This window comes from Lepagella muris (genome assembly GCF_004793975.1).
Classification (GTDB): domain Bacteria; phylum Bacteroidota; class Bacteroidia; order Bacteroidales; family Muribaculaceae; genus Lepagella; species Lepagella muris.
The window spans coordinates 25,621-52,027 of the sequence record NZ_SRYB01000035.1 but is presented as its reverse complement, the minus strand read 5'-3'; the positions used below and the strand labels follow the sequence as shown (position 1 = coordinate 52,027).

General features: G+C 46.7%; 21 protein-coding genes. 10 read left to right on the top strand and 11 right to left on the bottom strand.

Features of this window, described 5'->3' with window-relative positions:
- Nucleotides 1–57: 57 nt before the first annotated feature.
- From E5331_RS17310 to E5331_RS17300, 3 genes are all read right to left on the bottom strand, one after another.
- On the bottom strand, nt 58–942 hold the full coding sequence (locus E5331_RS17310) for an META domain-containing protein (RefSeq protein ID WP_168355286.1): 885 nt from the start codon (nt 940–942) through the stop codon (nt 58–60).
- Between the two features lie 250 nt (nt 943–1,192).
- Nucleotides 1,193–2,455 (bottom strand): NAD(P)/FAD-dependent oxidoreductase, encoded by a 1,263-nt coding sequence (locus E5331_RS17305; protein ID WP_123481271.1) that lies wholly within the window; start codon nt 2,453–2,455, stop codon nt 1,193–1,195.
- Nucleotides 2,456–2,575: 120 nt separating this feature from the next.
- Nucleotides 2,576–5,581 (bottom strand): PD-(D/E)XK nuclease family protein, encoded by a 3,006-nt coding sequence (locus E5331_RS17300; RefSeq protein ID WP_123481270.1) that lies wholly within the window; start codon nt 5,579–5,581, stop codon nt 2,576–2,578.
- 382 nt (nt 5,582–5,963) lie between these two features.
- On the opposite strand from E5331_RS17300, the gene E5331_RS17295 reads away from it, so the two are divergent.
- From E5331_RS17295 to galE, 3 genes are read left to right on the top strand one after another with little or no spacing between them, the layout of a single operon-like run.
- Nucleotides 5,964–7,106, top strand: coding sequence for a DNA polymerase III subunit (locus E5331_RS17295; RefSeq protein ID WP_123481269.1), 1,143 nt, complete (start codon nt 5,964–5,966; stop codon nt 7,104–7,106).
- 39 nt (nt 7,107–7,145) lie between these two features.
- Nucleotides 7,146–8,045, top strand: a complete 900-nt coding sequence (locus tag E5331_RS17290; protein WP_135985926.1) for a nucleotidyltransferase family protein — start codon at nt 7,146–7,148, stop codon at nt 8,043–8,045.
- 13 nt (nt 8,046–8,058) lie between these two features.
- Nucleotides 8,059–9,087 (top strand): UDP-glucose 4-epimerase GalE, encoded by a 1,029-nt coding sequence (galE, locus tag E5331_RS17285; protein ID WP_123481267.1) that lies wholly within the window; start codon nt 8,059–8,061, stop codon nt 9,085–9,087.
- Between the two features lie 85 nt (nt 9,088–9,172).
- Here the strand turns inward: galE and ffh are convergent, their stop codons facing one another.
- From ffh to panC, 3 genes are read right to left on the bottom strand one after another with little or no spacing between them, the layout of a single operon-like run.
- A complete protein-coding gene (gene ffh, locus E5331_RS17280; RefSeq protein ID WP_123481266.1) occupies nt 9,173–10,519 on the bottom strand; it encodes a signal recognition particle protein in 1,347 nt (448 codons plus the stop codon).
- 34 nt (nt 10,520–10,553) lie between these two features.
- A complete protein-coding gene (gene panD / locus E5331_RS17275; RefSeq protein WP_123481265.1) occupies nt 10,554–10,901 on the bottom strand; it encodes an aspartate 1-decarboxylase in 348 nt (115 codons plus the stop codon).
- A 4-nt stretch (nt 10,902–10,905) separates the two neighbouring features.
- A complete protein-coding gene (gene panC, locus E5331_RS17270; protein ID WP_123481264.1) occupies nt 10,906–11,772 on the bottom strand; it encodes a pantoate--beta-alanine ligase in 867 nt (288 codons plus the stop codon).
- A gap of 283 nt (nt 11,773–12,055) precedes the next feature.
- Here panC and E5331_RS17265 point away from each other — a divergent pair, with 283 nt between their 5' ends.
- Genes E5331_RS17265 through E5331_RS17255 form a run of 3 tightly spaced genes read left to right on the top strand, consistent with a single transcriptional unit; the run spans nt 12,056 to nt 15,468 of the window.
- Nucleotides 12,056–12,862, top strand: a complete 807-nt coding sequence (locus E5331_RS17265) for a glycogen/starch synthase (RefSeq protein WP_123481263.1) — start codon at nt 12,056–12,058, stop codon at nt 12,860–12,862.
- Between the two features lie 26 nt (nt 12,863–12,888).
- Nucleotides 12,889–14,343: a DUF4270 family protein gene (locus E5331_RS17260; RefSeq protein ID WP_123481262.1), complete on the top strand. Its 1,455-nt coding sequence runs from the start codon at nt 12,889–12,891 to the stop codon at nt 14,341–14,343.
- Nucleotides 14,344–14,373: 30 nt separating this feature from the next.
- Nucleotides 14,374–15,468, top strand: a complete 1,095-nt coding sequence (locus tag E5331_RS17255; protein ID WP_123481261.1) for a CapA family protein — start codon at nt 14,374–14,376, stop codon at nt 15,466–15,468.
- Nucleotides 15,469–15,580: 112 nt separating this feature from the next.
- Here the strand turns inward: E5331_RS17255 and E5331_RS20815 are convergent, their stop codons facing one another.
- The gene (locus E5331_RS20815; protein WP_275441284.1) at nt 15,581–15,709 is read right to left on the bottom strand and encodes a hypothetical protein; all 129 of its coding nucleotides are present in this window, start codon (nt 15,707–15,709) and stop codon (nt 15,581–15,583) included.
- 149 nt (nt 15,710–15,858) lie between these two features.
- Here E5331_RS20815 and E5331_RS17250 point away from each other — a divergent pair, with 149 nt between their 5' ends.
- The 3 genes from E5331_RS17250 (at nt 15,859) to E5331_RS17240 (ending at nt 19,336) form a co-directional block, all read left to right on the top strand.
- Nucleotides 15,859–17,478, top strand: coding sequence for an ABC-F family ATP-binding cassette domain-containing protein (locus E5331_RS17250; RefSeq protein ID WP_123481259.1), 1,620 nt, complete (start codon nt 15,859–15,861; stop codon nt 17,476–17,478).
- A gap of 4 nt (nt 17,479–17,482) precedes the next feature.
- The gene (locus tag E5331_RS17245) at nt 17,483–17,776 is read left to right on the top strand and encodes a Dabb family protein (protein ID WP_123481258.1); all 294 of its coding nucleotides are present in this window, start codon (nt 17,483–17,485) and stop codon (nt 17,774–17,776) included.
- Between the two features lie 270 nt (nt 17,777–18,046).
- Nucleotides 18,047–19,336, top strand: a complete 1,290-nt coding sequence (locus E5331_RS17240) for a hypothetical protein (protein WP_123481257.1) — start codon at nt 18,047–18,049, stop codon at nt 19,334–19,336.
- Between the two features lie 140 nt (nt 19,337–19,476).
- Here E5331_RS17240 and E5331_RS17235 read toward each other — a convergent pair whose 3' ends face one another.
- From E5331_RS17235 to E5331_RS17225, 3 genes are all read right to left on the bottom strand, one after another.
- Entirely contained in the window at nt 19,477–20,559 is a 1,083-nt protein-coding gene (locus tag E5331_RS17235) for an alpha/beta hydrolase (RefSeq protein ID WP_123481256.1), read from the bottom strand.
- A 3-nt stretch (nt 20,560–20,562) separates the two neighbouring features.
- On the bottom strand, nt 20,563–22,359 hold the full coding sequence (locus E5331_RS17230; protein WP_123481255.1) for an ABC-F family ATP-binding cassette domain-containing protein: 1,797 nt from the start codon (nt 22,357–22,359) through the stop codon (nt 20,563–20,565).
- Between the two features lie 92 nt (nt 22,360–22,451).
- On the bottom strand, nt 22,452–22,826 hold the full coding sequence (locus tag E5331_RS17225; protein ID WP_123481254.1) for a RidA family protein: 375 nt from the start codon (nt 22,824–22,826) through the stop codon (nt 22,452–22,454).
- A 418-nt stretch (nt 22,827–23,244) separates the two neighbouring features.
- Here E5331_RS17225 and gdhA point away from each other — a divergent pair, with 418 nt between their 5' ends.
- Nucleotides 23,245–24,585: an NADP-specific glutamate dehydrogenase gene (gene gdhA, locus E5331_RS17220; protein ID WP_123481253.1), complete on the top strand. Its 1,341-nt coding sequence runs from the start codon at nt 23,245–23,247 to the stop codon at nt 24,583–24,585.
- Nucleotides 24,586–24,750: 165 nt separating this feature from the next.
- Here gdhA and E5331_RS17215 read toward each other — a convergent pair whose 3' ends face one another.
- On the bottom strand, nt 24,751–25,965 hold the full coding sequence (locus tag E5331_RS17215) for an ATP-binding protein (protein ID WP_168355285.1): 1,215 nt from the start codon (nt 25,963–25,965) through the stop codon (nt 24,751–24,753).
- Between the last annotated feature and the right edge of the window lie 442 nt (nt 25,966–26,407).

Genomic DNA, 26,407 nt, shown 5'->3' with positions numbered 1-26,407 from the left:
AAACCTTAAACTATAAACTTTAAACCACTGAAGTGCAGCTTGCGAAACTTCAGTATATCATTTATCCGACGTGCGCTCAAGAAGCAGCACAGTCTTGTTGTCGCTATTCAGCAACGCAGCCTTATTCCCCTGGAGCTGTTTTGCCTTTGTAGCCTCCTCGATCGCCACGATGAGCTGGGTCTCATAATTCGGATCTGGACAAGCCATTCTCGTCATCGCTATCCCTTGGAACGATATGGAGTTGGCGGCATCCATGTCTGTCTCAAGGGTGCCGTTGATTATGTTGCAACCGGTGTTGCCATGCAACTTACCCTCATCCACGTCAATCACCAGCTTCATGTCAGGCACGTCGACAGGCTGACCGGAAATCTCCTTCACAGCCCACGTGCCGTTGAGAAACTGGAAGTTCTGATGCATCAGCTCCATCACAGGCTTGCGCTCCGAATCATACAGAGTGAGATAGAAATCATCTCCACTCAAATTGCACGTGTAATAACGCACCTCTCCGAGTGCCTGATTGATTTCGTAATCCGTGATACCCTCCATTCCGCATGCCATCATTGTCGACGCCATGGTCCCGAACGTAAGTGTGGAATCCGCAGGATTATACTGATAGGAGCCGTTGATTATATTGCATCCATTGTTGCCATACACACGTTTCTCCTCCGGCACAAACTTCAGGAAGGGGGATTTCTCACCTACGGCATCCTTCCCGTTCACCTTCTCTATAGCCCAATCACCCTTGACCACTCCGTTTGCCAACTCCGCCGAGGTATATACCGCCGACACGGGTTGAACAATCTTCTCCCTATCTGTCGGGAGCACTGCCTCTTTCTTCACTTCCTGATTCTTATCTGTCTTCTTATTTGCGACGCTGCATGCCCCGAGCGGAAGAATCGCTATTGCGAGCATTGGCATCACGCATTCCTTTAGTAACTTCATATCCTTATATTTTTTATGCACAGGCATCACGTATACCGACGGACACTCATGCTTCGATTAAACTTACAGAATCTGCCATTCAAAGGAATTGCATCCTCATTTAGCCTTGGTAGACCCATACTTTATGACAGCTTCTATATTATATAATCAAGAATTGAAATAATTCTTGCAAATTTAACACTTATTTAACTCATTTACAAAAAAGGCTCACCGGTTTCCCCGCCACAAACGGCATTTCCGCCCCATTCCGTCAGTCTCCCCAATGTCTGCGCAACGGATATTTGGCAGGAAGGAGCCGGAGTCTCAACGTGGTTGAGTTTGTAAAATAGTTCCATACCCAATTCAGAAGCACCGTGACCTTATTTCTCATCCCGAGCAACGACAGAAGATGGATCGCCATCCAGATGAACCATGCTGGAAAACCGCCTAACGAGACCGTTGTCAGGTCAGCCACCGCACGATTCTTCCCGACAGTAGCCATCGAACCCTTGTCTTTATATCTGAACGGATAACGGAATTCCCCACAATTTAGATTCCTTGCAAGATTTTTTGCCTGTTGTATGGCAGGCTGCGCCATCTGAGGATGCCCCTTAGGGTAGTCATCAGTATACATGACGGCTATGTCGCCTATCGCCATAACCTCCGGATGACCCGGAAGCCTGTTGAACTCATCTACGGCAATACGCCCGCCATGCCCCATGCAATCTGCCGGCAATCCCGGTATCGGCTCACCTTTGACACCTGCTGTCCATATTACCGTCTCCCAATATTCTGTAGAGCCGTCACGAAAGGTCACTCTCTTATCCTCATAATCTTTCAGAAGCGTGTTGAGTCTCACGTCTACGTGCAGATCGCGGAGATATTGTTCAGCCCGTTCCGACGATTTCCCCCTCATCGCGCCCAAAAGTTTGCCCGTGCCCTCCACAAGAGTGATTCTCACCTCTTCCGGATCTATATCAGGATATTCTTTCGGCAAGACGTATTTCTTCATCTCCCCGAGTGCTCCGGCAATCTCCACTCCTGCCGGACCTCCTCCCACAACCAGGAAACTGAGCAGTTCCCTTCGCCTGGCAGCATCCTTGCATATCGCGCCACGTTCAAGACGATCTATTATCTCATCCCGCGTATGCGCCGCCTGCGCGACTGTCTTTATTCCAAAAGTGCTTTCCGAAAGCTTATCCATGCCGAAGTAATTATTTGCCGAACCTGCCGCTATGACAAGGCGGTCATACTCCAGAGTCTCATAACTGGTCACAACCCTCTTCGACTCCAAATCTATATCCTTGACATGACCCATGTGGTAAGCCACATTCTTATACTTCTTGAATTCCCTTCTGAATGGGAAACAGATGTTGGCAGACGCAAGACTTGAAGACGCTATCTGATAAAACAACGGGGGGAAGCAATGGAAATTATCACGGTCTATGAGTTTAACCTGAAACTTATCCTTATCAAGATATTTCACCAGATTAAGACCTGCAAAACCGCCCCCTATCACTATTATTTTCTCCATTCCTTACAATTTTAGACAACTTCTTTGCCGGATACCACTAATCCATTTCTGGCGTCAGTCTATCTACCGGCATCCTTCTTGTTAACATTTACGTCACCCGTTGGTTCACTCCGGAAGGCATCATCTGCGGCACAACATCGCAAGGCTGCATTTGCTACACATCCCCTCATCTTTTGCAGGCAGGAAGGAATCCGACTCAAATATGCTTTCCAGCATATTGTCTATACCTTCGGCAAACTCCCCGGAATATTCGTCAAAGCTCTTCACAGGCTCTCCACCGATCATGGGTAAGTTCTCTTCATTCAAGAAAATCTTCGGCACGTCATAAATCTCCATACGCACCTTATCCGTCACCCCATGACTGCTCTTCCCCAGAAGCCACGCATAAGTGAACAACTGGAACACCTGTTCCGACTTATAATCTCCATCCAGAACCTCCCCTATATCTTCTGCCTCCAATTTGATGCGCCCCGTCTTATAATCGACTATGCGGAGACACTTCTCCCCGTCCACATCTATCTCATCAAGCCGGTCAATCGCAAATTTGAAATTCACCGTCCTGCCCGACGACAGTCGCAACTTCAATCTCTCCTTTATCTCACAACCATATATCTTGAACGGTGCTATACGCAAGTCTCGCTTCAGCACCCGCTTCACCTGATTAATTATCTGGTCACCCACTATCTCCGCCGCTCCGGTCAACGGAGTGTCGAGTTCATCCTCTGATGCATGGAAATGAAGCGAGTTGACAAGGCGTGTCGTGAGCTTACGAAGAGAATCCGTATCTGCCAACAGTCCGGCTATAGTCTCTTTCTGCATCATAACAGGCTCCTTTAGAAATCTCTTGCGCTTATCCTTGGGAAGATACAGATGCTCCATTATGGCATGAAGGATATTGCCCACTCCTATGGCATCTATATATTCTGAGGGGGCAGGGTCAGTATTTATACCCATCACGTTCTGATAAAAGAACTTCACCTGACACTCCCTATAGGTATTTAGAGCCGATACAGAGAAATTTTTGGCATTCTCCCCATCTTCCATATAGCTTGTCAGACGTGCCTTTATCTCCTCCGTCTTTCTCACAACCGGATCATATTCCTCCTTACCCGACAGACGGAACTTCCAATTCTGCTCCTCCAAAACACCCTTTGCAAACAGATGCCGCAACTGCAATACATATCTTGACACATCGCCGCTTCCCGAACCACCACCGGTGCGTGCATCGTAAGTCATCGTCACCTCCTTTGCCCGGCTTATCATGCGGTAGAAGTAATAGGCGAATATCGACTCGGCATAATTCGACGGCGGCATCCCGTATGCATGGCGAAGGCTGTCAGGGATGAAGCTCCTGGTGCGTGCCCTCATAGGCATTATCCTCTCATTCATTGAAAGAATAAAGAGATGATCAAAGTCAATCGAACGTGTCTCCAGCGTACCCATTACCTGAAGACCCGCCAACGGTTCCCCCTCGAAACCTACTGTGGTTGAAGCAAGCAACCGGTCGGCAAGACGGAATATTGTGGATGGTGTCGGCGAAGCATTATATTCCTGAAGCAATTCGCCAAGACGACGCAACGCATCCCGATATATCTCTATATGGTCAATCTCAAGCTTAGTCTTCATCATTCCCGTTTCATTGGAAGGCAGCGAATCCTTTGTCTTCACAAGTATCCGGTCAAGAGTAGGAATAGTGTTCTCGGAATTAATGTCAAGTTCAGAGAAATCAAGGACCGCAGCAGCCTCAGGCGAGTATTCCCTTATCTCCTCCAGCGTCACGGTAGCCTTATGGTGCTTGTCGATATAGCCTATCAGAAACCCCACCGGTCCAGTCCCAAACATCGAGAGCGAGAATGGATGCGACAGAAACAGACGCAAGTCTCGATGATAGAACGAAGCCTGACGCCCCTTGCCTCTCCTGTTCTGATAGAGGAGCCTTAGTTGTCTTACAAACGGCACCACCGACGTGAGCCTTAGCGGATAACCCATTGTTAGGTTGACGTTGCCCATCCCCTTTGGCAAAGAATATAGCATCGGCAGAAGCAATCCCTCATCCGGAAGGATCACCGCCACCTTCGCTTCAGATATCTCTTTTGACGTCAGCCTATGGCTTAGTTCCGACAGAAGAGTACCGGCAATCTTCACCTGTGCCGAGTTTGAAGGGGAAGCCACTACCCTCAACCGTGGCAACGATTCACAGCTGCTCTGAGCAAGCGACGGCATCGCCCATTTCGGCATCGGGAAATGCTCCATATTTGTCTTCACAAAACGTGAGGCAGAATTTAATCCCGCCGACAACACCGGTCCCGTGCAATCCCAGAAGAAATCACAAAAGGCATCATATCCCTCATACCCGTCGAAATCGCGCATCTCTGAAAACATCACCATCTCCGACGTGCTGAGGGCATTGAAACCTACTGCCACTACCTTCTTATATGGCAACGCCCCCCTGCCATCATTTTTTAGCCGCTCTACCGCGCTCTTATACATACCACCCGTAGTCAACAAGCCTCTTGCCGACAGTTTCTCCTTCATTGAGTCATAAAGGGGCGACAACCGCCTCCACAGATGAATGAATTTACGCTTTATCTCAGAATTTTCATCATCCTCCTGCTCAAAATTGCTCCAGAATTTTCCGGAATCCCCCTTGTCCGGACGACCGAAATACTCTGCCATGACCTTCCTCTGTTCTTCGGTCAGGAAGTTGGAGGAGATTTCACGGTAATCCTTCACATTCTTAAATACCGCATCGGCGTCCGCAAGATAGAGATCTATCTCATTAAAATCAGACAATACTGTCTCTCCCCAGCCGATGAATGATTCAAAATCCTTTGCCTGTTCATCATCCGAAAAACCCGACGACTTCCCTTGCAACGCCTGATATGACTCAAACAGCATGAATATCATATCAAGACGCGATGCGACGATCTTACCGGAAAGATCGCCCACAAAGTCAGTAATGGTCTTAACCTCCGGAGCCACAATCACATGACGTCCGAACTCCTCTTTCAGATATTTCAAAAAGAAAGTGCAACTTCTCTTATTCGGAAAAAGAAAACATATCTCCGACAAATCGGAATAACGCGAGGCATATCCCCTCGCTATGGATTTCAAAAACGGTATCATATCCCAAAATTACATCTTTTTGAACCTACATCCAAATTCTATCCCCTTTATTTTTCAAATTGCCAAATACACAAAAATAATCTCCCAAAATTTTAAGAGATTATCAAGCGATGAAATTTAAGAGACATTAAACACTCCTTTACAGTAGAAATATCCATCTTTCAAATTCTGTTGCTCCACATTGGCACAGAGGGAAAGACGACCGTTTCCGCCAAGGTCAAAATACCTTTTCATAATTATAAGCCAAACCTGATTTTACTAAATTTTCAAGTTTTGTCATCAAGTTTCTGACGATGAAAATTCATATACTATCAAAAAGTTTAAACCACTTCATTTGCATGTTTGAAAGTTTATAGGTATTTTTGCAATTCAATTTAAAATCATGAAATTTTCCGAAATAGCCGGACATAACGAAACGATAAGAGCATTGAGAAGCATTGTTGACGCGGGTAAGATACCCCATGCAATAATGCTTTCCGGCATTTCAGGTATAGGCAAATTCCGACTCGCCCGTGCTCTCGCACAATACATCCACTGCCAAAACCACGTAAATGGTGACTCTTGTGGAGTATGTCCGTCATGCAAGCAGCACCAGAATCTGAACAACCCCGACATCCATTTCATATACCCGGTAATTAAACGCGACGGTATCCTCATATCAAAAGACCTCGCTGATTGCTGGAAAGAGATGATGACCGAATGGAGCTACATGCCCCCTGAAAAATGGAACGAGATTATTCAGGCAGGTAATTCACGCCCGGCAATCTACGTAACAGAAAGCGAAGATATAATCGCACGCGCCTCGCTATCCGCATATCAGGAAAATTTCAAGATATTTCTTATGTGGCTCCCCGAAAAAATGCGTCCGGAAGCGGCAAACAAACTCTTGAAGATAATTGAGGAACCTTACGACGACACTATTTTCATACTCGTAAGCAACGACGATTCAAAAGTATTGCCAACCATTTTTTCCAGGACCCAACGGTTTCATCTCCTCCCTCTCTCCTCCGACGACATATCCCGACATCTTGCCGAAAATCGCGGTATTCCCGGCACCATAGCATCCGCGGCATCAAGAATAGCGGAAGGCAGCATGGGGCGAGCCGAAGAAATCACTTGTCATCCCGAAGAACTAATGCAATTCTCCGAACTCTTCAAGGAGACCATGAGAATGGCATACGGGCTGAAAGCAAAACGGCTGAAGGAGCTTTCCGAGACAATGGCTGCGATGGGAAGGGAAAAGCTGTTGAGATTCATTGCATATTGCGGTAGAATGGTGAGAGAGAATTTCATCTACAACCTGAAAATGCCACAAATCGTAATGATGACCCCGGATGAAGAGAACTTCAGCACTCGATTCTCTCCATTCATACATGAGGGCAACGTGGAAAAATTGAGCGACGACATCTCAAAGGCAGCATACGACATTGAGCGTAATGCCAACGCGAAAATCGTGATGTTCGACCTCATGCTTCTCATATCGCAAAGCGTTCGCACCCCAAAACCATCACGATTACCAATCTAAACATTCCTATATTATAACCTAAACTAAATTCCAATCAAAATGAAACCTACGCTTTTTATCCTTGCTGCCGGCATGGGCAGCCGATACGGTGGTCTGAAACAGCTTGACGGACTTGGACCGAGCGGCGAAACCATCATGGATTATTCTGTCTATGACGCTCTACGTGCCGGATTCGGTAAGATCGTTTTCGTGATCCGCCACGATTTCGAACAAGAATTCCGCGATAAAGTAATCTCAAAATACGAAGGACACGTCCCCGTTGAGGTTGTGTTCCAGGATATAAATAATCTTCCCGGCGACTACAAACCCAATCCTGAGCGTTCAAAACCTTGGGGCACAAATCATGCCGTGCTTATGGGTAAGGACGTAATCAAGGAGCCTTTTGCAGTAATCAATGCCGATGACTACTATGGTGCCGACAGTTTCCGTATCCTCGGTGATTTCCTCCGCTCTGTAGAAGGGAAAAAGAACTGCTACTGCATGATCGGCTTCAACGTGGAGAACACACTCAGTGAGAATGGCGGCGTTTCACGCGGTCTATGCGAGGTTAGTCCCGAAGGCAACCTTACAGGCGTGACCGAATGTCATGGAATCGAGAGAAAGGATGGCAAGCTAATCCAGGTGGTGGATGGCAAGGAAGTCAGCTTCCCCGAAGGTGCTCCCGTGTCAATGAACATGTGGGGCTTCACTCCCGACTACTTCGACTATTCTGTGGAATCATTCCTCCACTTCCTCGAGAAGAACCACGATGAACTGAAAGCTGAATTCTACATCCCGACTGTAGTCAACGAGCTTATCGAAGCCGGAAAAATCGACCTTAAAGTGCTCCCGACTCCTTCCAAATGGTTTGGAGTGACTTACGCAGCCGACCGTCCTGCAACCGTCGCACAGTTCCAGAAACTTGTTGACGAAGGCGTATATCCCGCAAAACTTTTCTAATATCCTATTTACTATGAAAGAGAAAATTCTTGTCACTGGCGGCACCGGTTATATCGGCTCTCACACTACTGTTGAGCTTCAGAATGCCGGTTACGAAGTGGTGATAATCGACAACCTGTCAAACAGCAACGAATCTGTAATCGATGGAATAGAGGCTATTTCCGGAATCCGCCCTGTATTCGTAAAAGGTGACTGCACCGATATAAACACTCTCCGCAAGCTCTTTGAGGATAACCCCGGAATCAAAGGAATCATCAACTTTGCCGCTTCAAAAGCTGTAGGCGAGAGCGTTCAGAAGCCTCTCCTTTATTACAGAAATAATCTCAACACTCTCATCAATCTGCTTGAGCTTATGCCCGAGTTCGGCGTGAAAGGTATCGTATTTTCATCCTCTTGTACAGTATACGGAGAGCCCGACCAGAATCCTATCGATGAGACTGCCCCCATCAAACCTGCAACCTCCCCTTACGGCAACACCAAGCAGATCTCTGAGGAGATAATTGAGGACTACGTGAAGAGCGGTGCCCCGATAAAGAGCATCCTTCTCCGCTACTTCAACCCCATCGGTGCACATCCGTCGGCTCTTATCGGCGAGCTTCCTCTTGGCGTGCCTCAGAACCTTGTGCCTTATCTCACTCAGACTGCTGCAGGCATCCGCAAGGAGCTGACCGTATTCGGCGATGACTACAACACTCCCGACGGCAGCTGCATCCGCGACTATATTGATGTGGTAGATCTTGCAAAGGCTCACGTCATTGCAATGAAGCGTATGCTTGAGAACAACGACACTGATTCTGTCGAGATCTTCAATCTCGGCACAGGCAACGGTCTCTCTGTGCTTCAGCTCATCAATGCTTTCGAGGAGGCAACAGGCGTGCCTGTGCCCCACAAGATCGGTGAGCGTCGTGCCGGCGACATTGAGAAGATTTGGGCTGACCCGAAGAAAGCAAACGAAGTGCTCGGATGGAAGGCTCAGGCCGACATCAAAGACACTATGGCAAACGCTTGGAAATGGCAGTGCCACGTGACTGAAAAGAAATAATACCGGTTCATCACAAACCAATAAAATAATAGAGATGCAACAAAATTGCATCTCTATTATTTTATTAAGACTTTTAAGAAATCCGTCAGAACCTGCGCTGAGAACGCGCCTGCTTCAATTGATTCATCATCTTCATCGGATTCTTCATATTGGATGCAGCACGCATCATCTTGCGCGTGTCTTCAAACTGCTTCACAAATTTATTGACAGCCTGAATTGATGTGCCTGAACCCTTGGCGATACGCTGACGACGGCTCTGGTTAAGCACCTCCGGATTATGTCGCTCATACGGAGTCATCGAATTGATCATAGCCTCAATCGAGGTGAAAGCCGAATCATCAATGTCAATATCCTTGATCACCTTCCCGACTCCCGGAATCATTGAGGCAAGCTCCTTGATATTACCCATCTTCTTGATCTGATGGATCTGATTAAGGAAATCATCAAAATCAAACTTATTCTTCTTGATTTTCTCCTGAAGACGTTCTGCCTCCTTCTGGTCATAAAGCTCCTGCGCACGCTTGGCAAGTTCGACAATATCTCCCATGCCAAGGATACGGCTCGCCATACCTTCCGGATTAAACTCCTGTATATCCTCCAGTTTCTCGCCCGTACCGATATACTTTATAGGCTTCTCCACCACCGAGCGGATTGAAAGAGCCGCACCACCACGGGTGTCGCCGTCAAGCTTCGTGAGCACTACGCCATTGAAATCAAGACGCTCGTTAAATTCCCTGGCAGTATTGACAGCATCCTGACCCGTCATTGAGTCAACGACAAACAGCGTCTCCTGCGGCTTCACGGCATTCTTTATCGCCTCAATCTCACGCATCATCTCCTCATCAACGGCAAGACGACCCGCCGTGTCTATGATTACGAGATCCTGATGATTACGCTTTGCCTCGGCAATACCATTCAACGCAATCTGCACAGCGTCCTTATTGCCATCCTCCGTATATACGGGCACGCCGATACTCTCACCGAGCACTTTCAGCTGCTCGATAGCGGCAGGACGATACACGTCGGCTGCCACAAGCAACGGACGTTTACCCTTAGACGATTTCAGCTTCTTCGCAAGTTTACCTGAGAACGTAGTTTTACCCGAACCCTGAAGACCCGACATAAGTATCACTGTAGGGTTGCCGGAAAGATTAAGCGGAGCCTCCTGTCCTCCCATAAGGGAGGTCAGTTCATCATGCACTATCTTAATCATCAATTCCTTAGGTTTCAGGGCATTGATTACGTTCTGTCCCAATGCTTTTTGCTTAACGGTGTCGGTAAAGCTCTTGGCGACTTTGTAATTGACGTCGGCGTCAAGAAGCGCTCTGCGCACATCTTTAAGGGTTTCGGCAATATTTATCTCCGTGATACGTCCTTCACCCTTCAATATCTTGAACGATCGTTCAAGACGATCGGATAAATTCTTAAACATATTTTATTCTATTTCTGATTTAGATCTGCGTCTTTCACAGCCTGTTGGTGGCAGTATCCGGAAAGATCACCGTCGGTTTGAATTCTCTTGCTTCTTCAGGCGTCATCTGTGCGTATGCTATGATTATCACCACATCGCCGGGCTGCACCTTACGTGCTGCCGCGCCATTGAGGCAGATTACACCACTCCCCTCTTCTCCACCTATCGTGTACGTGTCGAAGCGTTCGCCGTTATTATTGTCTACAATCCACACTCTTTCCCCCTCCAGTATGTTAGCGGCACGGAGAAGAGCACGGTCTATCGTTATGCTTCCGATATAATTCAGATTCGCCTCAGTAACGGTCACCCGGTGAATCTTTGATTTCATCATCTCTATAAGCATCTCTTTATTCTTTTGGCAAACGGTATGCTATATTATCGATTAATCTGACCTTTCCGCAATAGACAGTAATGCAGCCTACCACCCACGGGGATTCCTCCCACTCATCTATTGCAGCCAACGTGCGGGCATCAACTATCTCGAAATACTCCACCTCCATGTGTGGCACTGCATTTATGCGTTCCACAACGCTGTCATGAGTTGCCCTTACGGAATGTGTCTTACTATATTCGACACTGTTGCGGAGTGCGGCATGTATCTCCGGAGCCACTTCACGCTGCTCGGGAGTCAGAAGCGCGTTGCGGCTCGACAATGCAAGACCGTCGTCAGCTCGCTTTATCGGACACGCCACGATATCCACTTTAATACCCTCGCTCTTTATCATATTCCGGATAACTGCGATCTGCTGGAAGTCTTTCTCTCCGAAATAAGCCCTGTCAGGAGTGACCATACGGAATAATTTGCTCACAATCTGAGCCACTCCCTGAAAATGACCGGGACGATATTTCCCTTCCATCACCTCTGCTGCCATGCCCAACTCAAAATGATGTTCCGGCTGGGCATCTATGCCCCCCGGGTAAATCTCTTCCACTCCGGGAGCAAATACGGCAGAAGCCCCCGCTGCGGAAAGAAGACGGAAATCATCATCCTCCTTCCGGGGATAGCTGGCGAGATCCGCCGGATTATTGAATTGTGTCGGATTGACAAAAACACTGACTATCGTCACATCATTTTCCGACACACATTTCTCCACAAGGGAAATATGGCCGGCATGAAGTGCGCCCATTGTCGGCACAAGTCCTATCGATGCACCTCGTTGCCGCTGTTCAGCGACATAGCGCGACACTTCGTCTATTGTTCTTAATATTATCATTGCCCTTCTTTTTGCGTTTTTGAAATGCCTTTAGGGGAAGTTTTATTTTACGACTGCAAAATTAGCAATTTTATTCAGTATCTTGCCAACCTATCGCCCAAAAATACGCCTTTTATATTAAAGTTATTTAAAATTAATCCCTTTCAGAACCGTTTTTTGACCTTTATAATTGTTTTTTTATTAACTTTGCATATTGAAAATGCCGGGAATCCGGATTGAATGGTTTTTCTTTCTATATCCCGGATATTAATCCGGCGACTCAAACCGGCGGAATTCATATAGCATGGCAAAAAATCGAATACTTTTTATCAATCAGGAAATCGCTCCTTATCTCACCTCCTCTCCTAACGCGGCTCTCGGTAAAAACATTATCCAGGCTATGCCTCAACATGGGTTTGAGGTCAGGACATTCATGCCAAAATTCGGTTCTGTCAACGAACGCAGGAACCAGCTGCATGAAGTGATCCGTCTTTCCGGCGTAAATATCGTCATCGATGATAATGATCATCCTCTGATTATCAAGGTGGCATCTCTACAGCCCTCCAGAATTCAAGTATATTTCATTGACAACGACGATTATTTCCAGAAACTTGATGACGACAGCGATGCTGTCGGGAGCAATCGTACAGACAATGATGAAAGAGCTATTTTCTTTGCAAGAGGCACAATGGAGACAGCGAAAAAACTATCCTGGGATCCCAAGATCTTGCAATGTTCCGGTTGGATTTCTGCACTTGTGCCCATATATCTGAAAAGAATGTATGGCGATGAGCTCTCTTTCAAAGGCACCAAGGTGGTATATTCCGTACTCCCCGGGAAATTGGAGGCTCCGGTCGATGAAAGGCTCTTCACAAAGCTGAAAAGCGACGGGATATCTTCCCGCGACCTCAAGAAATTTGCCGGACTCCCATTCGATACAAATCTGCTCCACCGTATGGCGATTGATTTCTCTCATGCGGTTGTCGTCGACGATCCCGATGTTGATCCGGAGCTCCTTGAGTATATAAAGTCTACCGGCAAACCTTTCATCACTCATGAGCAGCTTGAGAATGGTCCGGAGGCATACGCCGAGTTTTATAAGTCGCTCTGATCCCTAACAATCCTTATCTTATTCTTATGAATATCTTTTCAACCAAAGATATAAATTGCTTCAGATTCGCGATTCCCGCAACAGTGTTTGCTTTCGCGGCGCTCACTTCCTCTTGTGAAGATGAGACAAGCAAGATCGGATCCTCTCTTACCGAAGGCGAAATCTCCATATCGATCGACACAATGATGTTTAACCTCAATGCCGTCCCTCTGGAGAACACCAACTTCGACTCTCGCACCGGCAACCTTTTGCTCGGTAACATCAACGTGCCGGAATATGGTAAACTTGACTGCTCGTTTGTCACCAGATTGTTGTGCGCAACCAACCTTAACCTCGCCGATTCTCTATTGACTCCGGAAAGGGTTGACTCTTGCGACATAATGATGTATATCAAGCGCGGCGACCTCGTGGGAGACTCCCTTGCTCCGCAAAAAGTATCGGTGTTCGGACTCGACAAGCAATTGCCTTCCGACATTTCCAACACGTTCAATCCTGAAGGTTACTACAACAAGAGTAATCCTCTCGGGTCGGCAAGCTATACCCCAACGTGGATCGGTGAGAATGACTCTATATTCTCCGCCGCCACCAACACACAGAAATATTACTACACCTCTATCCAGGTGCCGCTCTCTCCCGAAATAGGCAAACAGATTTTCTCCGACTACAAGGATAATCCATCTATTTTCGCATGGCCTGAGACTTTCGCGCAGAAATATCCCGGCTATTTCATCGACCAGACTTTCGGAAACGGATGCGTGGCAAATATCTTTGAAATAAGGCTCAGGATATTCTATTGGTACATGAAAAAAGTGTCGTATACCGAAGACAAGGAGACAAAATATAAATGGGAAAAGACAGCCGCTTATGCAATTCCGTTCATATCTTCTCCTGAAGTGTTGAGCAGCAACAATATCAGCTACACAGTCTCCGACGACATCATCGGCATGATCAATGACGGGAAGACCATCATAACTACGCCCGGTGGATATAACACATCTTTCCGTTTCCCCGCTCAAGACATCATCAACCATTATAAGAAGGATGAGCACAACCTGTCGCTCATAAGCGAACTCTTGCTGACAATTCCGGCTGAACCTATTGAAAACAGCTTCAATATAGGCACTGCGCCTACGCTGCTTCTCATAAAATCATCGGAAGTTGAAGACTTCTTCAACAATAACAAGATTCCTGACAACGTGTCGTCCTTCACTGCCTCTTATGATGCCACCAACAAGCAGTATAAGTTCTCTTCAATGAGATCCTACATCATGCAATTGCTTGATAAGTCAGAAATAACCGATGAGGATGTGGAGTTCACAATTATCCCTGTTGAACTTCAGAGTGAGACTGCCGGCAATTATGGAAGTTCCACCTCCTACGTCACGAAATGCTCCCCCTATATCGTGAAACCGACCATGACGCACCTGTTCACGGAAAAGGCTTCCATAGTATTCACCTTCTCATCGCAGATCATAAAGTGATAATACTCCCTCTCTGAAAATATATTTTTCATGACACTACTGATTACCCTATTCAGCCTCATCTCCTTTATAACAGGGGCAGACAGTATAGGCTCCGCCCCAAAGGCGGAGTTGCTGTTTGTAGGCGATGCCATGCAGCATCAGGCTCAACTTGACCGTGCAAAGCAACTCGGGTCTAATGGCACATACGATTATTCCGACTGTTTCTCTCTGATTGCCCCGACTGTGATTGCCGCAGATTATGCAGTATGTAATCTGGAGGTGCCTCTCGGTGGCGGACCGGATTATTCCGGATATCCCTGTTTCAGCGCGCCTGACTCCTATGCAGAGGCTCTCCGTGATGCCGGATTCGACATGATGCTGACCGCCAACAACCACTGTCTTGACCGTCGCGACAAAGCTGCCCGTCGCACTCTTAAAGCTCTCGACAGAATGGGCATTGACCATATCGGCACATATCATGATGCAGCACAACGCGACTCACTTGTCCCTTTTATAAAGGATATCAACGGATTCAAGATCGGATTTCTTAACTACACCTACGGCACAAACGGCATTCAACCCAACGATGGTATTGAGGTGTCGCTGATTGACCGTGACAGAATGGCTAAAGAGATAGCCGCCACAAGAGAGAATGGCGCGGAAATAATTGTGGTGACAATGCACTGGGGCATTGAATACGTTCTCCTTGAGAATAAGCCTCAACGTGACCTCGCCGATTTCCTTGTAGAACAAGGTGTAGACCTGATTATCGGTGGTCATCCCCACGTTATTCAGCCGATGAAAGTGGTCAGGAATGAGAAGCTCGACAAAGACGTGCTTGTGGTCTATTCCCTCGGCAACTTCATATCCAACATGAAAACCGCCGACACAAGGGGCGGCGCGCTCGTGAAAGCCACCGTAATACGCGACAAGGACGGGAAAGCGAAATTCAGCCATGCTTTCTACGACACACTCTTCGCTGCAAAACCCGACGGCAAATCAAACTATAAGGTGATCCCATCTTGGATGCCGGAAAAAATACCGGCTCTGCAAATGAACCACTTCCTGATTTTCGAGAGAGGGGCATCAAAAATTTTTGACAAGCACAACGTCAACGTACCGAGGCTACACGGGAAAAAGTAGCACGATAACTGAAATAATTACCGACGACATGCATTTCTTATTGAACCTGCATGTCGTTTTTTTTGTTATCAATACAAGTTCAAACCTCCTAACCTTAGGAGCCGCATGAACTTCAATCTATGACACGAGCCAACGGATTACTGAATGCCGGCTCATTCTGAAATGAATTACACACCACGCAAAGATTCATTAGTAATTTGAGAGACGCACGCTCCGGCTGCGTCTCTCTTTTTTGAATCATATTTTCCCACCACTTTCAGCACCACGCTCAACTTCCTCAAACAGATTTCCATAATCAACTTATACGGTAGGCATTTGCCAATTTCCTTAAAAATTAGTAACTTTGCACCCGCATTCATGCGATGTTCAGTAGAGATTATTTTTTCAGAAATGATACAGGTAAACAACTTAGGAATACAGTTCGGGAAACGCACGCTTTTCTCTGACGTTAATCTGACCTTCACTCATGGCAACTGCTATGGCATAATCGGTGCCAACGGCGCAGGCAAATCCACTCTCATGAGAATCCTTTCGGGACAACTGTCCCCGACTCATGGCACTGTGACTTTCGGTCCCGGTGAACGACTCTCAGTATTGAGTCAGGATCACTTCGAATTTGACGAATGCACCGTCATCGAGACAGTATTGCGCGGGCATACTGTTCTTTGGGACATTATGCAGGAGAAGGACGCAATATACGCAAAAGAGGATTTCTCTGATGAAGATGGCATCAAAGCCGCAGAACTTGAGGAGAAATTCGCTGAGCTTGAAGGATGGAACGCCGAAAGCGATGCCGCTGCCCTTCTTAGTGGTCTCGGCATTAAGGAAGACCGCCACTATATGCTCATGAAAGACATGAGTGCTAACGAAAAGGTGCGCGTGCTCCTTGCTAAGGCTCTGTTCGGAAATCCCGACAACCTCCTGCTCGACGAGCCCACCAATGACCTTGACCTTGAGACTGTCTCTTGGCTTGAAAACTACCTCGCCAATTTTGAGAACACCGTCCTCGTGGTCAGCCATGACCGTCACTTCCTCGATGCCGTCAGCACCCACACTCTCGACATCGACTACAATAAGATATCCCTCTTTGCCGGAAACTACAGCTTCTGGTATCAGTCTTCTCAGCTCGCACTTCGTCAGCAACAGGCTGCTAACAAGAAAGCCGAGGAGAAGAGAAAGGAACTTCTTGAATTCATCCAGAGGTTCAGCGCAAACGTCGCAAAGAGCAAGCAGACCACAAGCCGTAAGAAGATGCTTGAGAAACTCAACATTGAGGAGATCAAACCATCTTCACGCAGATATCCGGGCATAATATTCACCCCCAACCGTGAGGTGGGCAATAAGATTCTTGAAGTAAAGGGTCTGAAGGCCTCTGTCGATGGCGAGGTGCTTTTCAACGATGTCAACTTCCAGATTGAGAAAGGCGACAAAGTGGCATTCCTCAGTCGCGACCCTCGTGCAATGACTGCGCTTTTCGAGATTATCACCGGCAACAGAAAGCCGGATGCCGGAGAATATGACTGGGGGCAGACAATCACTTCCGCTTATCTCCCGCTCGACAACAGTAGCTTCTTCGAGACTGATCTCAATCTCGTAGACTGGCTATGCCAATATAGCAAGGATTCCTCGGAAATTTATCTGAAAGGATTCCTCGGGAAGATGTTGTTCAGCGGTGAAGAGGTGCTGAAAAAAGCAAGCGTGCTTTCAGGTGGTGAGAAAATACGATGCATGATTGCACGCATGATGCTCACTGACGCCAACACCCTCATTCTCGACTCTCCGACAAACCACCTCGATCTCGAATCCATCCAGGCTTTCAACAACACGCTCCAGGCTTTCAAAGGGGTGATCCTTATGGCAAGCCACGACCACGAATTCATTCAGACCGTCTGCAACAGAATCATCGAACTGACCCCCAACGGCATCATTGACAAGATTATGGATTATGACGACTACATCACTGATGACAAGGTGGCTGCCGCTCGCGAACGTCTTTACCCAAAATCATAAAATCATGGTAAAACATATCGTAACTTTCAAATTCAAAGGGTCGGATGAGGTGCGTAAGGAGATTGCAAGAAAGTTTGCTGACGCACTCATGGCTCTCCCCGCTCAGATAGCTGAGCTGAAAAGCATCGAGGTAGGCATTAATGAGAACCCGAAGGAATCTTGGGACCTCGTGCTTACCGCTACCGCTGATTCTCTGGAAGACGTGGCAATATATTCCGCACACCCCGCACACGTGGCTGCAGTGCAGATTATTGCCCCCTACAAGGAGGATCGGGCGTGCGTTGATTTCTCGTTCTGAAAAATCATTACGGACTATCATAGAAAAGGCATGGACTTCAAGTTCCTTGCCTTTTCTTATTGGTTGATAGTTGATAGTTTATAGTTTATAGGTAATCGGTGATAGGTCACGGAAATCCTTAAATAATTTCATTATACAAAATTTAACAACCCTAAACCATAAACCCTAAACCATAAACCTTAAACCTTAAACCCTCTGCCACTGATTTACGTTACTATTTACAGAAATAACTTTGAAGTTATCCATACTTCTATAATTTGATTATCCACTATGAAGCACATACCATTTTACCTCCTCTCAGTATCCCTTCTCACCTTAGCGGGATGCAGCGACAATGATTCGACTCCGATAGCTCCCATCAAGGAAAAGACCTATTCCGGAGTATCAGAACTTGAAGTCTTCTACAATGATAAACCGATGGTGGGGAAAACAGCAGTCTTTGCTCAGGAAGACAACAAAGCGTTGGTGAAAGTATTCTCTGAATTTGATCTGAGTCAACTATCTGAATTTGGTCTATCCGGCAAATTACCCTCCCCCGGAATAATACCCGGCTCACCCCTCTTCAACATTAATACCGACGTAAAAGACAACGGTTCCTCTTGGGAATTTTCCGGATCGGGCGAGAATGATTTCTGCACCTATAAGTACACCGGATACGCCACTCCCGACAATTTCAAGCTATATATATCTGATGCAGCTCTGAAAAACGGAGGCATGTCGCCGGCTATATGGAAACCGGCTCCAATCAAAAAAGGGGATGACGGTTCCATATCCTCCACTCCTTTCTACATTGATTGGGAATATCGCCCGATTAAGGAGATAGACATCAACCTCTCCCCAATAATCGAGGCTCTTACCGTAATCCCTGTGATTCCGGTCTACGATAATACTGCATATATGTCGGTGAGCCAAGCCATTTTCGAAATCGTAAAGGGCGTTGCTTTCCTATCCGATGGCAATATACTGATAAGCTACATATCATCTGTAGGTGGCGCGGCACATCTGGACCAAACCGCCCCAAACGGATTCCAATATGTGATGCCGACATCCGACATGCTAAAATTCTACGTGAATCCGCTCTCGTTCTTCAGCTTTATTCTTGAAAACACTTCCGGATCCACACCGGAATCAGAAATTGACCTGAATGCTACAGGTCTATGGCCTGCAAAGGATTCTCAGACCAAGCCGGATGCAAACTCCCCGACAATGGAGAACATTAAGAAATTTCTGGCATCCCCTACAGTGCAGAAGATTCTGAAGAGTATCATGCCTCAGTTGCTTCCTATGGTGGCTGAAGGGATCCCAATGGCTTACAATCTATCCGACAATAGTCTGAAAATATTCATAGATACAGAAATGGCTGTCGGCATCATGACGCCGATTGTAAAGACTCTGATTGAAGATAACACCACAATCGAATTGATTAAAAAATATATCGCATCCGATCCCCGATTGGCAGCACTCTTGCCTGACGTGGAGAAGGCTATCGCCCTTCTTCCGAAAGCAATCGAGCAGACCACCACATTCAATATCGGATTCAATCTTATCCCGTATGAATGACCCAAACACAATCCATAAAACCACAACACAGATTACCCAATCAAAAAAACAGGCGGCATGCACACTCAGCATACCGCCTGTTTTTTTATGAGATAAAACCCTACCCCAAATCCCAAATTTTAAATTCTAAATTCTAAATTTCACTCCGAAAGATAAGCGGAAGTAATACTGATGCTCTTGTTAAAAGCAGTCGGCTGCCCCTCCACCGTGATAAAGAGATGCACAGCTCCGGGGAATGTGATATGTTCCGCATCATTACCCTTACCCTTCAAACGCGCGGCAAACTCTTTACCCTGATCATAGAGAATATCCCTCTCCGCACCGACTATCAATATCGGCGGCAACTTACTTATCTGTTCATCAGATGCCTCTGCCGGCGACACCATAGCCTCCTTCGCATCCGATTTCACAGAAGGCCCACCATCTGCCGGAGCGTTAAGATACGCCTCGATAAAAGACTCCATCAATCGCGAATCAAGTCCGTATCCTCGTGAATACCTCTTCCATGACGCCGATTTATCCGGATAACTCTTCAACACTGGATAAAACAATACTAAAGACCGGATCTTATCCTTCAATTCGGAATCCTCCATATACATAGCCGTAGCCAAAGCAAGATTTCCTCCCGAACTGTCGCCGCCGATACTTATCCGCTGCGGCGAACATCCCCATTCCTCCGCATGTGCAAACGCATACTCCACTGCCGAGACACAATCCATCAGACCTGACGGATACGGATTCTCCGGAGCGAGACGATAATCCACTGCCAAGACATTCACATCACCCGTCTCTGCCAAACGCATACAGAACGAACCGCATGAATTGATGCTGCCGAAAGTCCAGCCGCCGCCATGAAGATATATGAGCAACGGCAATTTCTCACTATCCTTACCCTTATTCCTATAAAGACGCATCTTGATACCGCGTGCCGCACCAGTGCCCAAGAGATCCTCAGTCTCCACCTTATCCGACGACAACGATGCCGCATTTCTCGACATCCTTACATTCTGCAACTCTGCCGTCTGACCACGCAACGCATGAAGCACGGCATCACCCTGCCTGTCCTGATAGCCATCGGGCAATGCATCAAGAAAATCATCAGCCTCGTCAAGAAATGCTGTCTTCTCCTTCTCCGTCGGCAACAGATTCTCCGGCACCTTTCCATGCACACTCCCCGACAACAGGGCAGCGCCGATTACAAATAAAGATACTATTCCTCTCATAATTTACGCCTCATCTTTCTCCATAAGTTCCAACAGACGGAATTCAGATTCATCTATCTCCCCTATAATCTCCTCCATACGCTTACCTGCCGACATGATGGCTTCATGATCCATATTGCCTGACGACATCTCCGCTTCAAGCCGACGTTTCTCATCCTCAAGCTCAGCCACTCTCTCCGTAAGCGATTCAAGCTCCTTACGCTCCTTAAACGTCAGCTTCTGCTTCGCGTTCTGACGAGGCTTGGCATTCTCACGCACCACCTCCACGCTCTTCTGTGCCGCGTTTGCCTTAATCTCCTTCTGCTCCTCCTGCACACAATGGCGGTAAGTGGAATAATCTCCCGGGAAATCCTTGATAACCCCATCCCCTTTGAATACAAAAAGATGATCCACTATCCTGTCGAGGAAGAAACGGTCGTGGCTCACAACAATGACGCAACCCTTGAAATTTGCCAGATAATCCTCAAGCACCGTAAGGGTAAGAATATCAAGATCATTGGTAGGCTCGTCGAGTATAAGGAAATTAGGGCTCTTCATAAGCACCGTAGCAAGATAAAGTCTGCGACGCTCTCCGCCACTCAACTTATAGATATACTTCTGCTGTGTGTCGGGGGTAAACAGGAACCGTGTCAGAAACTGCGATGCACTGAGGCGCGTCTTGTCGTCAATCCTCACCTCCTCCGCTATCTCCCTCACAGCGTCTATCACTTTCTTCCGCTCGTCAAAGCCGGTCATACCCTCCTGGCTATAATAACCCCATTTCACGGTCTCCCCTATATCAAACGATCCGCTGTCGGGAGCAAGCTCTCCGAGCAACAACTTTATGAACGTGGATTTCCCGGCTCCGTTGTCGCCGACAATACCCACCTTCTCATAGCGTGCGAACGTATAGTTCCATTTATCAAGTATGACCTTGTCGCCAAACGACTTCGAGACATCCTTCGCCTCAAATATCTTCGAACCGATATATGATGATCCGTTGCCGAGGGCAAGCTCCCGCGTCTGGAGATTGACGCGGCTCTTCGCCTCAAGCTGATGAAAATTATCAATCCTATATTTAGCCTTCGAGCCACGCGCCTGCGGCTGACGGCGCATCCAGTCAAGCTCAGTGCGCAAGAGATTCTTCACCTTCGCAAGTTCCGAATTGAGGGCATCATATCGCTCCTGACGCTTCTCCAGATAATAATCATAATTACCATCGTAGGCATACACCTCCTCACGGTCAATCTCTATTATCTTATTGCACACCTTATCAAGGAAATAACGGTCATGAGTCACCATCAGCAGCGTTATTCTCTGGCGCGTAAGATAATTCTCCAGCCATTCCACCATCTCTATGTCAAGGTGGTTGGTTGGCTCGTCAAGTATGAGGAGATCCGGCTCCGAAAGAAGCACCTTTGCCAATGCCACACGCTTCACCTGACCGCCCGACATGGTGCCAAGCGTCTGGTCTACATCCGTTATACGGAACTGATACAACATCTGGCGCGCACGATCCACACACGTGAAATCATCCGCACGCTGCGGCTCCGGAGTGGCATACGCAAGCGCACTCTCCTCCGGATCAAATGGAGGGAGCTGCGAAAGATAACCCACGCGAAGATCATTGCGGAACACTACATTCCCACTGTCGTAATCCTCCTTGCCGGCGATGATGTTTAGAAATGTGGTCTTACCGGCACCATTAGCGGCAATCAGACCGATTTTGTCCCCCTGATATATTCCCAACGTGACATCGGCAAACAACACACGATCGCCAAATGATTTTGTCAGTTTCTCAATTTGCAGATAACTTACCATGATATTTGGAAAGATTACGTTTTCACATACACTATGCAACCGGGGACATATTTAGAGATGCCCCCGGTAATCATTTTTCAATGTCTCACCCATTATAGGGCAGCCACAACCTCTATCTCAACAAGAGCCTGTTTCGGCAGTTCCTTGACAGCGAATGCCGCACGTGCCGGATATACAGCCTTAAAATACTCAGCATACACCTCATTCATTGCACCAAAAAGACTCATGTCGGCAAGATACACCGTCGTCTTAAGCACATTGTCAAGCGTTGCACCTGCCTCTGCAAGTATTGCCTGGATATTTTCAATGCTCTGGGCTGTCTGAGCCTTGATGTCGGAGGGCATCTCCCCGGTAGATGCATTGATCGGCAACTGCCCGGATACAAAAATAAGATTTCCCGACATGACTGCCTGGCTGTAGGGTCCGATAGCCCCCGGAGCTTTCGGGGAGTTCAGTTCTTTCTTCATAATGCTTATACTTTATAATAAGGAGTAATTATATAACCACGAATTGATCTCATTTCATATAACTCATACAATGGGTTCAGACATCTTCATTATATAATATGAGGCATACGTGATAAATCAACATGCAAAGATAATTATAATTTCCGAGAAGCTACCTATGAATCTTTATGAAATACTGCCTAAGACCCCGTCTAAATCACTCCATTTGCCGTAGATAAAAAAATTAAATTTATTTTTGTAAAAAAATCATTGAAAACTTTGGTTATTTAAAAATAAGATTGTACTTTTGCAACGTAAACAGGCGTTCAACCCCAATGTGAAGGCATAAACAGCTTACACTATGATTCCTTATGGGTAGAATCAGCCGTCTGTAGACAAGAAAACAAATAATCTAACCATAAATCTAATTCAAAAGCGCATGAACATCTCTGAAATCATGGCTGCCCTTGAGGCAAAGCACCCTGGTGAGAAGGAATATCTCCAGGCAGTAAAAGAAGTTCTCCTCTCCGTAGAAGATGTTTACAATCAGCATCCTGAATTTGAAAAAGCTCGCATCATCGAACGCATGGTAGAGCCGGATCGTATCTTCACTTTCCGCGTGACATGGATTGATGACAAAGGCGAAGTGCAGAACAACATCGGTTATCGCGTGCAATTTAACAATGCCATCGGTCCCTACAAGGGCGGCATCCGTTTCCACGCATCAGTCAACCTCTCAATCCTCAAATTCTTAGGTTTTGAACAGACTTTCAAAAACGCATTGACTACACTCCCCATGGGTGGCGGTAAAGGCGGTTCAGACTTCAGCCCAAGAGGTAAAAGCGACGCAGAAATCATGCGTTTCTGCCAGGCTTTCATCCTTGAGCTATGGCGCAACCTCGGTCCCGACCGCGACGTGCCCGCAGGTGATATCGGCGTAGGTGGTCGTGAGGTAGGCTACATGTACGGCATGTACAAGAAACTCGCACGCGAGAACACCGGCACATTCACAGGCAAGGGTCTCAGCTTCGGCGGTAGCCGCATTCGTCCCGAGGCTACAGGTTTCGGTGCTATATACTTCGTACAGGACGTTCTCAAGAAAAACTGGAACGAGACTCTGGCAGGCAAGACTGTCGCTATCTCCGGTTTCGGCAACGTGGCTTGGGGCGCTGCAACAAAGGCTACCGAACTCGGTGCTAAAGTGATCACAATCTCCGGTCCTGACGGCTACATCCTCGACCCCGCCGGTCTTGACAAAGAGAAAATCGAATATATGCTCGAGCTTCGTGCTTCCGGCAACGACGTTGTGGCACCTTATGCCGACAGATTCCCCGGCTCAACATTCTTCGCAGGCAAGAAACCCTGGGAGCAGAAAGTTGACATCGCACTCCCCTGCGCTACTCAGAACGAGCTTAACGGCGAAGACGCAAAACAGCTCATCGCCAATGGCGTTCAGCTATGTGCCGAGGTCAGCAACATGGGTTGCACACCCGAAGCTATCGACGCATTCATCGAGAATCACACTGTTTACTGCCCCGGTAAGGCTGTCAACGCAGGTGGCGTAGGCGTTTCAGGTCTTGAAATGAGCCAGAATGCCGAGCACCTCCAGTGGAGCGCAGAAGAAGTTGACCGCAAACTTCACGAGATGATGAGCTCAATCCACGCCGCATGCGTAGAATACGGCACACAGGAAGATGGCTACATCAACTACATGAAGGGTGCCAACATCGCCGGATTCCTCAAAGTGGCAGATGCCATGATGGGACAAGGCGTGATCTAAAAACAGATTTCTCTATCATACAAGATACAACCGGTTGTTTTCAACCGGCACGCGAGAAAAGAGTAATTGAAAATAAGAGTAATTGAAATGTTTCATCAGCAAAGACCGGTCGCCCGCGAGGGTAACCGGTCTTTCTCTTATCCCCAAAAACACAATCCAACCCACCTACGCTTTCAAGCAATTAATAGGCACTACATATATTCCATCCTGTCGTCTGTATGCAGGACCCGTAGCCGTGAGTATCATCATGAATGACGGTTGATTTTTCTCGGCTATATCCGATTTGAGTCTCATTAGATTTCTTGCTCCCTCCTCAATCAGATTGTCACCACCCAACTTGATCTCTATCGGTGCCCATCTTCCATCTTTCAAATGCACTATTGTGTCACATTCCAATCCACGGCTATCACGGTAATGCAAGACATTCCCATTGATTGTCTGCGCATAAACCCTCAGATCCCGGACTGCCATATCCTCAAACAAAAGACCGAACGTATTAAGATCCGACATTAAATCAGCCGGGGAAGCTCCAAGTGCCTGCGCCGCTATAGAGGAATCCACAAAATGATGTGTGGGAGTGGAACGCACAACAGTCTTAGACCGCAGATTAGGATTCCACGCCTCCATATCCTCTATAATGAAGAGATCCGTAAGAATATCGGCATACTCTTCAAATGTTTTACTACTTATTGTTCGGCTATCGCGGGCTGAAATATCAGCCAATATCTTAGTCGTGGATGTTTGTGAAGATATATGTCGGGCATACGCCCTCATTACCAATTTCAATATTTCCGGGTTCTTATTCCGGAATTTTGGATTCTCACTATTTCCCAAATTGAACAGGCTTTCATAATAATTGGCAGTGACATCAAGAGCCACCTCCCTTTCCGGTTGTATAGACAGCGGCCATCCCCCGCGACACAGAAGGAAAGCAGTATCACTTAATCCATACCCCTCATTCATATCGAAAACCACAGGATTTTCATTATTAAAAAGAGACGACAGAGAAACAGATCCTTTGGAATCCTGAGATTCAAACAGACTCATCGGACGCATCATAACTCGCGTGATACGACCTGCACCTGAATGAAAAATATCAGAATTATCTACCGGAGTTGAACTACCCGTAAATATGAACTGTCCAAATCCGGGATTCTCATCAATCCAAGCCTTAGCCTGATTCCAAAGATCAGGGACAGTCTGCCATTCATCAATAAGTCGAGGACGCTCGCCAAGAAGCACATTAAACGGCTCAATACGAGCGATCTGTATGGCAGTCTTAGTATTAAGCCGTATTTCACTTTTAGCAAACAATGCACTTGTAGTGGTTTTTCCACAAAATTTTGGACCCTCCACCAATACAACACCACTTGATTTCATTTTCTTTGAAATTGTGGATTCAATATATCTTACCAAATAATTATCCATAATCATAATACACTAATATTGAGCACAAAAATAATAAAAAATCTCTTCACTTCCCAACTTATGACCATTTCACTTCCAAATTTGTGACCATTTTACTTCCAAATTTGTTACCATTTCACTTCCCAACTTATGACCTTTTCACTTCCCAACTTATGACCATTTCACTTCCTAACTTATGACCTTTTCACTTCCTATCTTGTACCAGCCTTAAAAAGTAGACACTAAAAAAATTATTGTTTGATATTAATTTTTAAAAGTGTACAAAATCGATTTTTTATTTGATTTTCAATTTTCAAAAGTAGACAAAATCAATCTTTTTTACAAATTTTCATTTCTAAAAAATAGACATTGGCTACTAATATTCTCTATACGAAGGCGGATTATCTCACGCTTG